The sequence below is a fragment of the Pseudomonas lactucae genome (genome assembly GCF_036688725.1).
GTDB lineage: Bacteria > Pseudomonadota > Gammaproteobacteria > Pseudomonadales > Pseudomonadaceae > Aquipseudomonas > Aquipseudomonas lactucae.
The window spans coordinates 14,693-28,658 of record NZ_JAQQPT010000017.1 but is presented as its reverse complement, the minus strand read 5'-3'; the positions used below and the strand labels follow the sequence as shown (position 1 = coordinate 28,658).

The 13,966-nt window shown below is 61.9% G+C and carries 10 protein-coding genes and 1 pseudogene; 1 reads left to right on the top strand and 10 read right to left on the bottom strand.

Annotated features, from left to right (window positions below):
* Nucleotides 1-18 precede the first annotated feature (18 nt).
* On the top strand, nucleotides 19-1,338 hold the full coding sequence (locus tag V6M90_RS19715) for an LLM class flavin-dependent oxidoreductase (protein ID WP_332846991.1): 1,320 nt from the start codon (nucleotides 19-21) through the stop codon (nucleotides 1,336-1,338).
* Nucleotides 1,339-1,406: 68 nt separating this feature from the next.
* On the opposite strand, the pseudogene V6M90_RS19710 reads toward V6M90_RS19715, so the two are convergent.
* The 10 genes and pseudogenes from V6M90_RS19710 to V6M90_RS19665 form a co-directional block, all read right to left on the bottom strand.
* A pseudogene (locus tag V6M90_RS19710) lies at nucleotides 1,407-1,565 on the bottom strand (SRPBCC family protein); the annotation flags it as partial.
* A 29-nt stretch (nucleotides 1,566-1,594) separates the two neighbouring features.
* Nucleotides 1,595-2,647 (bottom strand): hypothetical protein, encoded by a 1,053-nt coding sequence (locus tag V6M90_RS19705; protein WP_332846990.1) that lies wholly within the window; start codon nucleotides 2,645-2,647, stop codon nucleotides 1,595-1,597.
* 14 nt (nucleotides 2,648-2,661) lie between these two features.
* On the bottom strand, nucleotides 2,662-4,488 hold the full coding sequence (locus V6M90_RS19700) for a hypothetical protein (protein ID WP_332846989.1): 1,827 nt from the start codon (nucleotides 4,486-4,488) through the stop codon (nucleotides 2,662-2,664).
* A gap of 3 nt (nucleotides 4,489-4,491) precedes the next feature.
* Nucleotides 4,492-5,778: a hypothetical protein gene (locus V6M90_RS19695; RefSeq protein WP_003173970.1), complete on the bottom strand. Its 1,287-nt coding sequence runs from the start codon at nucleotides 5,776-5,778 to the stop codon at nucleotides 4,492-4,494.
* A gap of 13 nt (nucleotides 5,779-5,791) precedes the next feature.
* Nucleotides 5,792-6,733 (bottom strand): hypothetical protein, encoded by a 942-nt coding sequence (locus V6M90_RS19690; RefSeq protein WP_003173969.1) that lies wholly within the window; start codon nucleotides 6,731-6,733, stop codon nucleotides 5,792-5,794.
* Nucleotides 6,734-6,800: 67 nt separating this feature from the next.
* Entirely contained in the window at nucleotides 6,801-9,230 is a 2,430-nt protein-coding gene (locus V6M90_RS19685) for a hypothetical protein (protein WP_141064709.1), read from the bottom strand.
* Nucleotides 9,231-9,242: 12 nt separating this feature from the next.
* A complete protein-coding gene (locus tag V6M90_RS19680) occupies nucleotides 9,243-10,430 on the bottom strand; it encodes a hypothetical protein (RefSeq protein WP_332846988.1) in 1,188 nt (395 codons plus the stop codon).
* The gene (locus V6M90_RS19675; RefSeq protein WP_332846987.1) at nucleotides 10,409-11,848 is read right to left on the bottom strand and encodes an alkaline phosphatase family protein; all 1,440 of its coding nucleotides are present in this window, start codon (nucleotides 11,846-11,848) and stop codon (nucleotides 10,409-10,411) included. Before V6M90_RS19675 ends, V6M90_RS19680 begins: the two co-directional genes overlap by 22 nt.
* Nucleotides 11,838-13,076 (bottom strand): metabolite traffic protein EboE, encoded by a 1,239-nt coding sequence (gene eboE / locus V6M90_RS19670; RefSeq protein ID WP_332846986.1) that lies wholly within the window; start codon nucleotides 13,074-13,076, stop codon nucleotides 11,838-11,840. The genes V6M90_RS19675 and eboE overlap by 11 nt, the downstream gene beginning before the upstream one ends.
* Nucleotides 13,073-13,957, bottom strand: coding sequence for a TatD family hydrolase (locus V6M90_RS19665; RefSeq protein WP_003173964.1), 885 nt, complete (start codon nucleotides 13,955-13,957; stop codon nucleotides 13,073-13,075). Before V6M90_RS19665 ends, eboE begins: the two co-directional genes overlap by 4 nt.
* Nucleotides 13,958-13,966: the final 9 nt, after the last annotated feature.

The window sequence follows — 13,966 nt, the reverse complement described above, 5'->3', positions numbered from 1 at the left end:
CCCAGGAAGACGCCACACATGACTAAAAGACAGCTGAAACTCGGGGCCCTGACCATGGGCTGTGGTGGTCCGGGTCGCCATAACCTGTGGCTTGACCCTCAATTGCCGGCCGATGCCAGCGTCAACGTCGACTGGTACATCGCTATTGCGCGCCAGGCTGAAGCGGCACTGTTCGACCTGATATTTATCGTCGACAGCCAGTTCATCACGCCGGGGTCACCGTCCCACTACCTGAACCGCCTGGAACCGCTGACCCTGTTATCCGCGCTCGCCGTGAGTACACGGCATATCGGCCTGGTCGGTACGCTGACCACGTCCTACAACGCGCCGTATAACGTCGCACGGCGTCTGGCGTCCCTGGACCTGATCAGCAAGGGCCGTGCGGGGTGGAACGTGGTGACCAGCGGCGATGCCGGCACGGCGGGTAATTACAGTCGGGACGAACATTATGATTACGACACGCGCTACGGTCGCGCCGCCGAGCACGTTCAGGTGGTGCAGGGGTTGTGGCACTCCTATGAGGACGATGCATTCGTGCGCAACCGCGCGACGGGGCAGTTCCTCGACCCGAGCAAGCTGCATAGCCTGAACCACCAGGGTGAGCACTTTTCGGTGGTCGGCCCGCTGAATATCCAGCGCTCGCCTCAAGGCCAGCCGGTGATATTCCAGGCCGGTGACTCACCGCAAGGTCGCGACCTGGGCGCCGCCACCGCCGATGTGATCTTCACCCACGCCGCCAGCATCGAGCAGGGCCAGGCGTTCTACAGGGATGTAAAGGGCAGGGCAGTGCAACGCGGTCGCGACCCGGAACAACTGCTGGTCATGCCCGGTGCCGAAATCTACATCGGCGACACGGACGAGCATGCCCGTGAAATCGAGCAGCACTACCATCAGGCCGATCACAGCTTTGACCTTGCGCTGAAGGAGTTCGGGCGTAATTTCGGCTGGCACGATTTCAGCCAGTACGACCTCGATGCACCGTTTCCACAGCAAAGCCTGGAGGCTGCCCGCAGCAGCTTTTTTACCGCCGCCAAACGTATTGCGGACCAGGCGCGTGAAAAAGGCTTCACCTTGCGCCAGGCGGTTGAATTCGGCCGACAACTGCGTCCGGGCGCCTTTGTGGGTTCGGCTGAGACGGTCGCGCAAAAAATGACGGATTGGTTCCAAGCGCGGGCGGTGGATGGGTTCAACATCTATATCGGGCACCCGGAGCAATTCAATCGGCTTACCGAACACGTCATACCGTTGTTGCAGGCGCGTGGGGTGTATCGCACGGCGTATGAGGGGACGACGTTGCGCGAGAGCTTGGGGTTGGATATTCCAACGTTCATCCGCTGAAACGGTCGCGACAGCGCAAGCCTTCCATTGCACCCGTGTGCTGAAAGGCTTACGCGTCAGCCGCGCACTCAGCCGACCGACTTCAAGGGCATGGGCCCTTTGATCCGCTCCAGCATAGTGGCGCAATACCAATCATCGAACTGGCAAACCCCGGTCTCGGCAGTTTCGGAATACGGGCCTGGCTCATAAGAGGGCGAGGTCACACCACGCTGTGTACCTTCGACCACCGCACATCACTCTTGTCGAATGGGCTGGTTCAAAGTCGGACCCGCCGCAATCGTCCGCTCAGCGCAACCACCTGCTGATCGGCGGTGGGAATCGGCCGTCCGCTCAGCCCCATGCCTTCGCTCACCAACACCGCGCCCTCGATGCAGCAAAGGTTGGACGGCGTATCCAGGCCTTTGGCGAGCACTTGGACATTGCGTTGCTGCACGTCGCAGCGCAGCAGGCGGCCACTGAAGCGGGCGAAGCCGCCGTGCAAGACTTCGCCGGACCAGTCGAGCGGCAGGGGTTGCAACAGCCGATCGCACAGTTCCAGCACCAGAATCCGTCCCTGCGGATCCAGCGCCAATCCGGTGGGCAGTTGCAGCCCGCGAATCAACACCTCGATCCTGCCGCTGGCAGGCCAGACACGGATGACCTTGCCGGCGTTGTCGGCGAAGTCGATGCCCTTGCGCGTCGGGTCGCGATGCAGTTCCCCGGAGAACAGGCTGATCAGCACCGCATCGGTTTGCGGCTCGTATACCAGGGTTACAGGGACCGCTTCCTGGCCCTGATCCTGGTCGGGCAACAGGGCCAGGATCTGCTCGCCGTCCGGGGTGAACTCCACCAGTTGGTTGGTATCGGGCTTGACGGCGAGCCAGCTTTGGCGCGAAGGGTGATAGCACAGCGAGTTGAGGTTGCCGCGACTATGGAACAGCGGTTCGGGCGGGCTGTATTGCAGGTCCAGGAGCTTCGAACCGGCGACGTAGTCGGTCTGGCTGACCACGTAGCGCCCGGCACCGAAGGCGATGTCCGACAGGCCCATGATTTCGTCCCGAAGCATCCGCGCCTGCATGTTCATCGAGCGAAAGCCCTGGGCCAGGACCTCGGGCGGCAGGTAGCCGTCCTGGGCGCGTGCGTCTGGTCGCAGGCGACTGATACGGCCACTGAACGTCTGGTCAGGCAGGCCTGAGCCGGCTTCCACCAGCAGTAGGCTGCCATCGTCTTCGACGCAGACGCCGCGAGGGTTGAAGAGGCCCTCGGCGATGATATCGCTTGGGCGCAGCGTCTCTTGCGGCTCGGCGGGTATGTGTAGAGCAACGGTCATGGTCTTCTCCTTGTTCAAGGCTGCCAGGGGGTGCCGTTGAGATAGGTCGTCAGCAGGGAGCATTGGCTCGGCGACATCGAGCGCACCACTGACATGTACAAGGTGGTGTTCTGGTACTCGGGAGAGATCCGGGCCAGGATCGCCTGCTTGTAGCTCATCACCGCGTCAGGTTGGTTGAGCTGGATGTAGCGCGACATGGCAGGAAAGGCCAGGTAATGGAAGCGCAGCACGTTCTGGTACACCTGTTCCCAGGTCACGATGCTGCCCGTGGGAATGCCGAAGTCGCTCCAGGCGTATTTGCGAAAGTTACTGAAGCTCTGGGTCAGGGGGTTGTTGTCGAGGGTGTAGGTCAGGGTGGTGAAGCCGGCCTGGGTTCTGGAGCCGGCGACGGGGACGACATTGAAACTCACCGAGGGCTGACCGGCCGGAACCGTCAGCGAGTTCGGTAGCGCCAGGAAGTCCCAGTAGCGGTTGGCCTCATAGACGGCGGTCGCCGAGGCCGCGATATCGATTGGCGTATCTGCTTGCACCACGGCGCCCAGGTAACGGACTTGCAAGGTGATCTGCACGCCTGTGCTGTCAGGATCGAGGTAGGTGTTGCGCTGATCGCTGTAGACTCGATACGCGCATTCGGGTGCCGATAGCGCTGGGTTAAGGGCGTTCCCTGGAGCACTGATGCACAAGGGCGTGCTCTGCACCTGCTGGATCTGGGTGGTGTCGAGCGGCACGTCGATGATGCCACCGAACCGGTAGTAGTCCTGCAGCAGCGGGTCGCTGGGTTCAAAACTAGCCAGGACCGTTGCCGCGCTCGCGATGGTGACGGTCCCGTAGTCGGCGTTGGGACCAATAGGGCTGGTGATGTCGTCGCGCACGGCCCTGAAGGTCTGCTTGGGGATCAGGTTGACCATATCGATGCTCAGTTGCCCATTGGCGACCTCGGCATAGGCAACGCTGCTGATGTTCAGGTCCTTGTCGGCATTGATGAGTTGACGGCCCGGCGGGCAGATCTGCGGCTCATCGGCATACGCCGTGGCCAGGGTGCCGATGACCCGGCCGATGCTCGGGTTAGGGTTGAACTGGTTGGCGGCGTAGTCCGCGTTCAGTTGCTCGGTGGTCAGGGTGGGGCACATTTCGAACATCACGAAACGCAGCACGATCCCGGTGGCGTTGGGCGCTTCGATCAGGGCCTTTAGTCCGGCACTGCCCTTGTTGTAGCTGACGATGCTGCTCAGTGGAAAGGTCAGCTGAAAGGTGCCGCTTGCATGGAAAGAGCCGGGTGAGTCCATGCTTCCAGGCTCAAGCACACGGGTATTGAGGTCGAAACTGCTGCACACGGTATTACAGCGAATCAAGAGCTCGGGAGCTGTACTGCTGCCGATCTGCAGGCCGCCGACAAATATCTGGGTCGTGGTGCTCGCTGTGGGGTCCAGGTCGACCATCATCGGGCCGGAATTGGGGCCTTGCCCGGTGCCGGGGGTAACGGAGCCGAGCAGGTACACCGGCTGGCCGACCATGTCTCCTTCCAGCGAGATGTTGCCCGGTGTGCCTTGGGAACTGATCAGCGCATTGTGCATCGTCACCACGTGGTCTCCGTAGTGGTTCCAGCCGCCGGCCGTGTATCGGCTGTTGGGACCGATTCTGGGGTCCGGGGCGTTGATCAATTCATATAGGCGGTCATCGCTGTAGGTCCGGGCCGGTTCCGACACCGTTGAGGTGGTCAGGTCATACAGATCAAGGGACGTGGCGATGCCATTGGGCAAGGTCGGCGAGTTGTTGGACACGCTGACGTCGGTGGAGATGCCACCCCAGAAGTTCAGCCGGGGTCCGTTCAATATGCTCATGATCTATTCCTTATCCTGGGTGGCATGGGTGACCGGGGCGTGGGCGAATCTGAACAGGAAGGAGAAGTCGCTCTTGTATTGGCTATGCAGCGGTGTCGCCATGGAGTGGCAGTTCATGCAACTGCTGTTGTTCTGGATGTAGCTTTCCATGGTGACGTTGGCCGACAGCGACGGTGTTGGCTGACCCAGCGGATTGCCCGGATTGTCCGGCGACTGGGGGTGCTGCGTGGTGATCAACTGGTAGTACTTGAACACGCTCTGTTGCACCTGCGGATTGCCCTGGTACTGGGTATTGACCTGCTGGGTGACGTCGGTGATCGGGGTGACCCGGTTCAGCGGATCCGGCGTGCTGAACCGGGTGCCGGGCTTTGGGGTACAGACCATCTGTGTGCCTTGCTGCTGCCACAGGCAGGGAGACTGATTGAGGCTGCCGGCGGGAGCCTTGGCGTTGAAGTAGGAGTAGAAAATCCCCGAGACCGGTTGATCCACCCACTTGCCCCCCAGGTTGACCTTGGGTGGCACGTTGTCGATCTGCTCGAAGGTCGACCAGATCCACTGCGGGTAGCCCTCGACCTTGCTGATGATGTGCAGCCCCACCAGCCCGATGTTGGCCGGTTCGGCGCCGTTGGGCCGTCCCTGGCTGTCGAATGTTGTCACCAGGGCCTTCGTCGTCAGGTAGCGGCTGCTGTCGTCGGCCGTGGTGAGGATGCGCCAGCTGGCCTTGATCTCGCTGGCATTGTTGGGAAAGTTGATGTTCTTCGCGGCGTCGACGATCGCTGCGTTGTAGAAGTCGTTGGCGACGATGTAGTTGTAGGACACCTGGTTGGCGGCAATGTCGTAGTAGGTCGGGTTACCGCGCTGATCAATCAGCCAGCCCCCGACCGCCTGGTTGTCCGCCTGCACCACTTGGGTGTTCTTGATCGCGGCGATGTTGATCAGGTTGAGACTCCTGCGCGGCAGTTTCGAGTTCCAGGGGCCTGGATTCGTGGCCCCGGGAAGGAAGGTCTCGCTGACGCTCTTGTAGGTCTGCCACACGGTATCGCCGGGGCTGCCCAAAGGCTTGGTGCAATCGGCCACCCCGCGCTGGCCCGCCTGTGCGGGCCAGTTCAGGTTGATGAACGTCTGCCAGCTGTACTGATCGAAAGCCTGCTGGGAGGCTCCGGCAGCGGGTACCACGGCGTTGGGCGGGCAAGTGGTCTGCGACCCAGGCGTGCCGGGCTGCAACGCGCTGGCCTGCTGGCTGCCCAGGCCCAGCAACAGCAAGGCAGTGAAACGGCTCCAATGGTTCATGAGACAGCTCCTGTCACTGCGAAGGGGGCATGAGTTGGTTCCACTGCGGCCGCGCACCGTTTTTCAACGATGGCGGTGGGGTGAAGAGCTGGCAGTCCGGCGGGTTGGCCGGGCACATCTTGGCGACTTGGTCCCAGGTCTTGGCCGGATCCGGTTTGTCGGTGCGCCAGTTCAGATAGTTCTGGCTGACGATCGGGGCGTTGGCGACGCTGACATCCCCGGAGAAGTAGAACGACTGCGGGTGCTGGTAGGCCGGTTGGCCCGGAGCATCGCTGGTGGGCTGCTTGTAGAACGCGTAGCCGAACAGGATCGGGCTCGGTTTGACCGGGATTTCCAGCGCGTAGGCCTGCACGCTGCCGTTCAGGTTCTGGCTGCGGGCGGCGCTGTACGGCAGGTGTTTGATGAAGTCCCGGCGCGGCGGGTGGTTCATTGGCGAGAACATGCAGCAGGCAGGCATGTCCTTGGGCCGGTCCTCGGGGTAGGTGAGGAAGTAGGCCTTGTTGCCCAGGGACACGAAGGAGCAGGTGTAGTTGTTGTCCTTGATCGGGAAGATCGGCAGGCAGTACTTCTCGTAGTGCTCCATCATCGCGCCGGAACCGTCGCCGTCGGCCGGGACATAGTCGTTGTCGTAGTAGCTGGTGCCACGGGACACGGTGTAGTCGGCTGGTTGCAGGGTGCTCGGCGGGCTGCTGTAGGGCGGCGGGTTCTTCGCGTAGTTGGCGGTGACCCGGTACATGATCCAGTCGCTGACCCAGGTGGCCGGGTAGAGCGGATCGGCCGGATCGTTGGCTGTGCGCTTGGCAATGCAGTTATGGGTCTTGGCGTCGCAGCCCTTGTCGTTGTGCACGCCCATATTGAAGTAGACGTTGTCGGGGTAGGTCTGGGCCCACGGCGCCTGGCTGGCGCCCAGCAGGCCGGCGGCCAACAGCAGTTGCTTGAAGAGACTGGCGTTCATCTGACACTCCTTTGCAAAAGCTGGGCGCCACGGTGCGCCCAGGGTTCCGTTGCATGACGGTTGCGGATCAGCCTTGCTGGTAGTCCGTAAGGTTCAGTGGGCGCGGCGGGTAGCCCGTGCTCACCAGGTCCTTGGCCCAGATTTCCAGCACCTGGCGACGGCTTTGCGGCAGGTCTCGGGTGATGGGCATGGCCAGGGTGCTGGCCTCCTGATACTCCTTGCTGATCAGCTTGATGAACTGCTCGATCGCGCCCTCGATGCGTTGCAGGGAGTTGAGCGGCATGAACTTGTTCATGATCGGGTAGAGGTAATAGAAGGGTTGGAGAATCTGCGGATAGATGAACTCGTTCCAGATCCGTACGTTGGCGTCGTCGGCCGTACACATCTGGTTCCAGCTGTCGATGAAGTCCTTGAGCATCTGCGGCTCTTGCGGCAGTACCCGCAGCGGCGACAGGAAGTCGGTGAAGGCGTCGGTGTAGGAAAAGCTGAACGGAACGCCCGTCGGATCATCCTGAATGAAAAAGCGCAGGGTAGGGAAGCCCGGCGCCACGGCGTGCACGGTCACCTGGGCAATGCCGTCGTCATTGGTCTGGATGCGGGTCAGGCTGTAGTCCACGGTGGCGCCCAGGCCGGCCTCATCATCCAGTTTCCCGCTCATCGCTTGTGGCTTGTCGAACCTCAGGCATGGCCTCAGATCGATAGCGGCCGGTGTTTTCAGGAATTGCTGATAGGTGATGGCGTTGCTTACCGGCACATCGCACCCGGGAGCCGTGACGATCATGGCGCTCAGGCGCCTGCCACTGCCTTCCCTCAACAGGCTCGGATGCTGCGAGGCGTCGGCGAACTGAGGCATGCCCGGCTCGTTCTTCGCGCGCACTTCGGGAAAGTCGGTAATCAGCACGAAATCCGCCGGGTTGCTGAACGCCAGGTAGTAGTTGCTGGTGGTCAGCATGAAGGCGTTGTTGTATTCGGCCACCCACAACGAGGTTCCGGCGGGCGCGGGCTTACCGTTGTGCTGCACCATGATGCTCAGCGTCCGGCTGTCCCCGACGTCGATGAAGCTGGCGCTCTCGATGACTTCCGCGGTCCACATCTGCTGTTGGGCGGCGATGGTGTCGGTGCCCTTGAGCCGCAGCGCCAGGTTGCCGTTTTTCAGCGCGGCCTGGGCGCTGGTGTCGAGGGGCAGGTCCAACAGGCCGGAACGCTTGTCGAAGGCCGATTGCCGATACTGGTCGAAGCCGATGCTGGCCAGGAAGGAGAAGTCCTTGCCCTGCAGCACCCCCAGCTCATAGTCGCCGACGTTGAACTTGGCGGCGACCGGAATGCCGTTGTTGCGTCCATCAAGCTCGGGGGCGGCCGGGCCCTCATGCACGGCTGGGTAGATCGGAAAGGTATTGCCCAAGTCCAGCGACAGCGTGCCGCCATTGAGCTCGGCACTGAGCACGCCCAGGTTCACCACCTGTTGTTGGGCGTGGATCTGCGCATCTCCCGGTACGCTCTTGTAGAACGGTACCCCGGCGTTGGGCACCAGGCGTTGGCCGGCCGGCGCGGTAGGGAACTCGTTGCGCAGCCAAAGCCCAAGGGTGCCTGCGCTGCGGCTGTAGGCGGGGTTGAAGAAGAGCTCGGTCGGGTTGTCCAGGCCTATCTGATAGAGCATCTGCAGCCTGGACATGTCCCAGGGCGCGTGGGAATGGGTGTTGACGTTCTTGAAGTCATTGAACAAGCCGTTCTTGTCGTAGACGGTCAAGTAGGTGGTGAACCTGAGCATCAGGCCTTGGGCGTCGGTATTGCGCTCCATTTCATCTTTCAGCTCCTGCAGCAGTTGCGAACCGCCGATGACCCAGTCCACCTGATCCTTGGTAAAGCAGGTTTGCCAGGTGCATGTCACATAGACCAGGCCGCCAAATGCTCCCCAGTTGAAATCGAGGAAGCGGTTGAGCATGCGGCAGCCTTGTTTCAGGGTCACGCCGCAGGTGGCATCGCCCAGCATGATCTTTTCGAAGTACAGGGCAGTGAAGGTGTTCTGCCAGGGGCTGACGTCGACAAAGCGTGCCGCGGTCGGGGTTGGGCTGCCGAACGAGTTGCCCTGCAGTTGGTACGTCTTGTTGATCAGTGGGTCGGTGTCGATGTAGCTGTCGACCTTGGTTTCACCGCCGATGATCACCGAGCGAAATTGCTGGTAGTCCACGGTGCCGCAGGCGTTGTCACCGAACAGGTCCCACTCGGCGGGAATCATCGGGTAGTTGCTGGGGTCGCCGTTGGTGGGCACCTGCAACACGTAGTCCGGAACGTCCTTGTACGCCAGCGGGGTAATGGCCCAGGGCATCAGCGTTCGCGGAGCATTCTCGGCATTGATCCCGTACGTGCTCAAGAAGGGCCAGTTCATCTGCATCTTCACGGCGTCGTACAGCGGTAGCACATCATTGTTATTGAGGGTTGGGGGGTTCCAGAACATGAAACCGTTGAGGTAGATCCGGGGAAAGTTCAAGACACTCATGGGCTGCTCTCCTTAGCGTTTCCACTGGGCGCGTTTGAGCGACCAGACATAGTCCAGTTTTTGATAACCGTCGAAGTCCTTGTCCGGCAGTACGCTGGTGGGGTAGAGAATTCCGCCGCTATGGTCGATGTTGAAGGAGAAGAAGGTGTTCTTCTGTGTCGAATAGGCTGCGGTGCTGTGGCACGCCAGGCATGAGGAGCTGCCCTGGAAGGCCGATTCCAGCTGGGAGTTGGCAAGTAGCTTAGGCTCGGCCTGGTGGCGGTCGTATTGCACGCCGATCAGTTCGTACTGGGCCAGGTTCGGGTACTGCTGCTGGTAGCTGCTGTTCACCGGCTTGGCCGCCTCGGTGGGGCCGGTGCTATTGATCATGGGCTTGGGCGGCGCGTCGTTGGTGACGGTGTACTTGGGATTGTTGCGGTTTTCGAAGGTGGTCCAGACCCAGTCCGGGGTCAACTTGTTGATCACGTGCATGCCGCTCAGGGCGGCGTAGCCCACCTGATACTGGCCGATGCTGTTCACGTAGTAAGCCTGGGAAATGTAGTACCCGTCCTTGGCCAATTGGGACATGAAGTCCTTGTTGCCGCCGATCCAGAACCACGCCGTCTTCAGCTCCCAGGCGGTGGTCGGGAAGTTCAGGTTATTGGTCAACTTGGCCAGGCCGTCGCGGTTGTAGATCTGGTTGGCGACGATGTAGTTGAAGGTGTCCTCGCCCATCAACAGGTGAAAGCGCACCAGCTGTTCTGTCTTCGAGGGGGGAACCGGCGGGTTGGGGCTCATCTTCAAGGCCAGGCCATCGACCTGCTGCGTGCCGTTCTGTGGGCTGCCGGCGGTGTCATTGCCAAGAAACTGGAACAGTCCCTTGGGGTCCATGCCCTGCTGTTGCGCCAGTTGCGTTACCTGGCTTGGCAGGGTTTCGCGGGAGCTGTAGGGCTGTGGAGTGGCGCCCTTCAACAGGTAGACCTGATCGGCTGGCTTGAACGTCTCCCAGACCCGATAGGCGCCTTGCTGGGCATCCTGCCGGTTGAGGCAGGCGAACCAGTTCCAGGCCATGGTTTCCGGGCTCTGCTTGAACGTGGTCAGGGTGCCGCTGGGGTCATTTGCGAAGGTGAGGAAATTATTGCACTCAACGGTGTTCGTGCCCTGTGCTTGAGCAAAGCCGCTCAACACACTCAGCACGACTATAGGGATGGTTCGCCGCATGGAATCTCCTTGGCCTGAGCCTTATCGTCATAGGGGCGCCCCAGGAAATGTTCTAGGAGCAGGTGTTTTACCGCAGTCGCCGGCAGATGCTCCGGCAGTGGTAAATCGCAATCGGTGATCAGCAGTGGCCCGACCTCATCGTCGCTCGGCAAGCGTCCGTGGCTGCCGCGAACCAATGAGGTGTCCAGGGGAATCAGGTCCATGTAATAACGAAAGCCGAGCTTCTTCTGCAGCAGCCGGCGCGCGACCCGCAGCTTGGGAAAACGGATCGCCGGGTCGATGAACAGCTCCAGCGGGTCGTAGCCCGGCTTGCGGTGGATATCCACGGTGCGGGCGAAATCCGGGGCCAGGCGGTCGTCAAACCAGTAGTAGTAATCGAACCAGAAACCCGGGGCCGCCACCGCCACCAGCTCACCGCTGCGTGGGTGGTCGAGCTGGTAAGCCTGTTGCTCGCGTTTGTCCAGCACCTGCTCGATACCGGGCTGGCTCAGCAGCAGGGCCTTGACCCGGGCAATGTTCTCGGGCTGGCGCACGTAGACGTGAGCGATCTGGTGGTCCACCACGGCAAAGGCCGCGCTCGCACCAGGGTCCAGCAGCTCCCAGCTCAGAGAGCGGCGCACGTGCAGCAGGCCCTGCTCGCGCAGCACGCGGTTGATCGAGACCGACTGCTGCACCGCCTCGATCCCGTATTCAGAGAACAGCATCACCGCCGCACCTTTCTGCCGGGCAAAATCCAGCAGGCGCCCGACTTCATGGTCGATGGCCCGCACTTCGTCACTGATGGCCGGATGCTCCGGTCCCAGGCGTTGCAGGCTATAGTCCAGGTGCGGCAGGTAGATCAATTGCAGATCGGGACGGCTGATCTGGAATTCGGCCATGGCGCAGTCGACGATCCAGCGGCTGGAGGCGATCCCCGCCGCCGGGCCCCAGAAGCTCGGAAAGGGAAACTCGCCGATCTGCTGTTCGATGCGTTCGTGCAGACCCGATGGTGAAGAATAGAGGCCGAACATCTTGCGCCCGTCGGCGGGGTAGTGCGGCCTTGGCGTAATGGCCGCATCCACCTGGGCATACATATTGAACCACCAGAACAGCTGGCTGCAGCGCAGGTCGGGGATTGCCCGTTGCAGGGTCTGCCAGACCTTCTCGCCCTGGATCAGCGCATTGGGTTGCAGCCAGAAACGCACTTCGGCCTGATCACGGAAATACCAGCCGTTGCCGACGATGCCGTGTTCCGAAGGCGGTAGCCCGGTGAGGATCGAGGCCTGCACCGTCGAGGTCACGGCGGGGAATACCGGCCGCAGTTTGGCCATTTGTGCCCGTTGCAGCAGGCTATTGATCCGGGGCGTGGCCGGGCCCAACAGGCTCGGGGTCAGGCCCACCACATTGATCAGTAGCAAGGGTTGGCGTTCAGAAGGCATGGGCCGCGGCCTCCCTGGACGAGAATCGACTACGCAGCAGCTGCCGTTTGTGCAGTTGGCTCTCGACCCATTGCAGTTCTGCGGCGATGCCTTGCAGCAAGGCCTGCTCGCTGCCCGGACGCAGGGCGACGGGCAACACGTTCCAGCTGTAGGTTTCCACCTCCAATACCGGCTGGAAGTGCGGATGCGCGGCGAGGAAGTCGAAGGTGCGCATCAGGGCCTGCTGGCTGCCACTGAGCTCGCTCAAGAGAAACTGCTCGCTGAACAACGGCACATGAAAATGAATGCGCAGCTCTGGGCATTGCCCTTGGGTCGGTTCGGCGGCGCTCAGTGCCCCGGGCAGGTCGGACCAGGCCAGCATTTGACCGGCGCCATCCCTGGCCTTGACCTGATGCAGGTAAGTGGCCTCCACGAAGTTGCCCAGGGCCTGCAGCACCTGCTCGCGGCGCTGACGATCGGCCAACGGCAACTGGCAGATCAGTGCATTGGACAGCTGGATCTTCCCCACCGTGATGTGTGCGTCCAGCAGCCGTTGCAGGGATTGGTAGCAGTCCTCGAAGACCACTGCCTGGTGGCAGACATCGAAGCACAGCGCCAGGTAACCATGGTGAGGGTCGGTAGCTTGCCAGTGCTTGAAAAAGGCCAGCGCCTGGTCGGTGTTCTCCAGTACGCAGTCCGGCTCCATTTCCAGGCACAGCAGGATTTTTTTGCCGCTGCTGCGATGCAGGCTTGCCAGTTCGGCGGTCAGTTGTCTCAGGTGTGCCTCGGCCTGTTGCTGCCTGGCCTCGTCCCAGGTGGCGGCATACCCGAGGGGCACGCTGGAAATCACCCCCTGCGGGCAATCCAGGGGCAGGGCGGCGGCCAGCAGGTGCGCCAGTTGCAGGCTGTATTCCAGGCGCTGTGGCTCGGCCCAGGTCGGCCGGTAGACCTCGGCTTTCACCGCGCCCTCATGGAACTGACCATAGGGAAAACCGTTGAGCGAAGTCAGGCGCAGGCCGCTGTCGTGCAGCAGTTCGAGGAAGGCTTCACGTACCTCGGGCTGCTGCAGTTCGGCCGCAGCCTGGGCGCTGATCCACAGGCCACTGTCCTGTACCGCCAGCCCGCGCTGGCGCCGTACCTCCTGGAAGTGTTGCTGGATCGATGCCCGCAGGCCGGCCACGTCACGGGCCGGATGCACGTTACTGCAATACCCGATCTGCGCGGCGCTCCAGCCGGCCCGGGCACTCATTTGACCACCGGTTCCTGGCCGCGCAGCGCCGAGTTCTCTTGCCATTGGCGGCGCTGATCGATCGGCAGCGGAGTGCTGACCAGCGTCTTGTCCAACTGCCCGCTCTGGGCGAAGAAATCCACCGGGTTATGGAACAGCACCTGTTCGACCTGCGCTTCGCTGAAGCCGGCGGCGAGCATCGCCGCGCCGGTTTTCGGCACCTTGAGCGGGTCGCTGATGCCCCAGTCGGCGGCGCTGTTGACCACCATTTTCTCGGTGCCGTACTCCTTCAACAGGGCGACCATACGTTGCTCGGACATCTTGGTGTTGGGATAGATGGAATGACCGCGCCAGCAGTCGCTGTCCAGCACCAGGGGCAGGGTCAGTTCGTTGAGGTGGTCGATGATCACCAGGTGCTCAGCAATGCCGACTTCGCGAATCACCGCCAGGGTGCGCTTGGTGCCGCCAATCTTGTCGCGGTGCGGGGTGTGCACCAGCACTGGCAGGTTGAACTGCTTGGCCAGCTCCAGTTGCGCGGCGAGAAAGCGGTCTTCTTCCGGGGTGATGTCGTCATAGCCGATTTCCCCTACCGCCACTACGCCGTCCTTGACCAGATACCGCGGAAGGATCTCCAGCACTTCGTTGGCCACAGACAGGTCGTTGGCTTCCTTGGGGTTGAGGCCGATGGTGCAGAAGTGGTGGATGCCGAACATGCTTGCACGAAATCGCTCCCAGCCGAGCAGAGTGTCGAAGTAGTCGACGAAGCTGCCGACACTGGTCCTGGCCTGGCCCTGCCAGAAGGCCGGCTCGATAACCCCGGTGATCCCGGCGGCCGCCATGTTCTGGTAGTCATCAGTGGTGCGGCTGACCATATGAATGTGCGGATCGAAGTACTTCGCCATGGTGGCTCC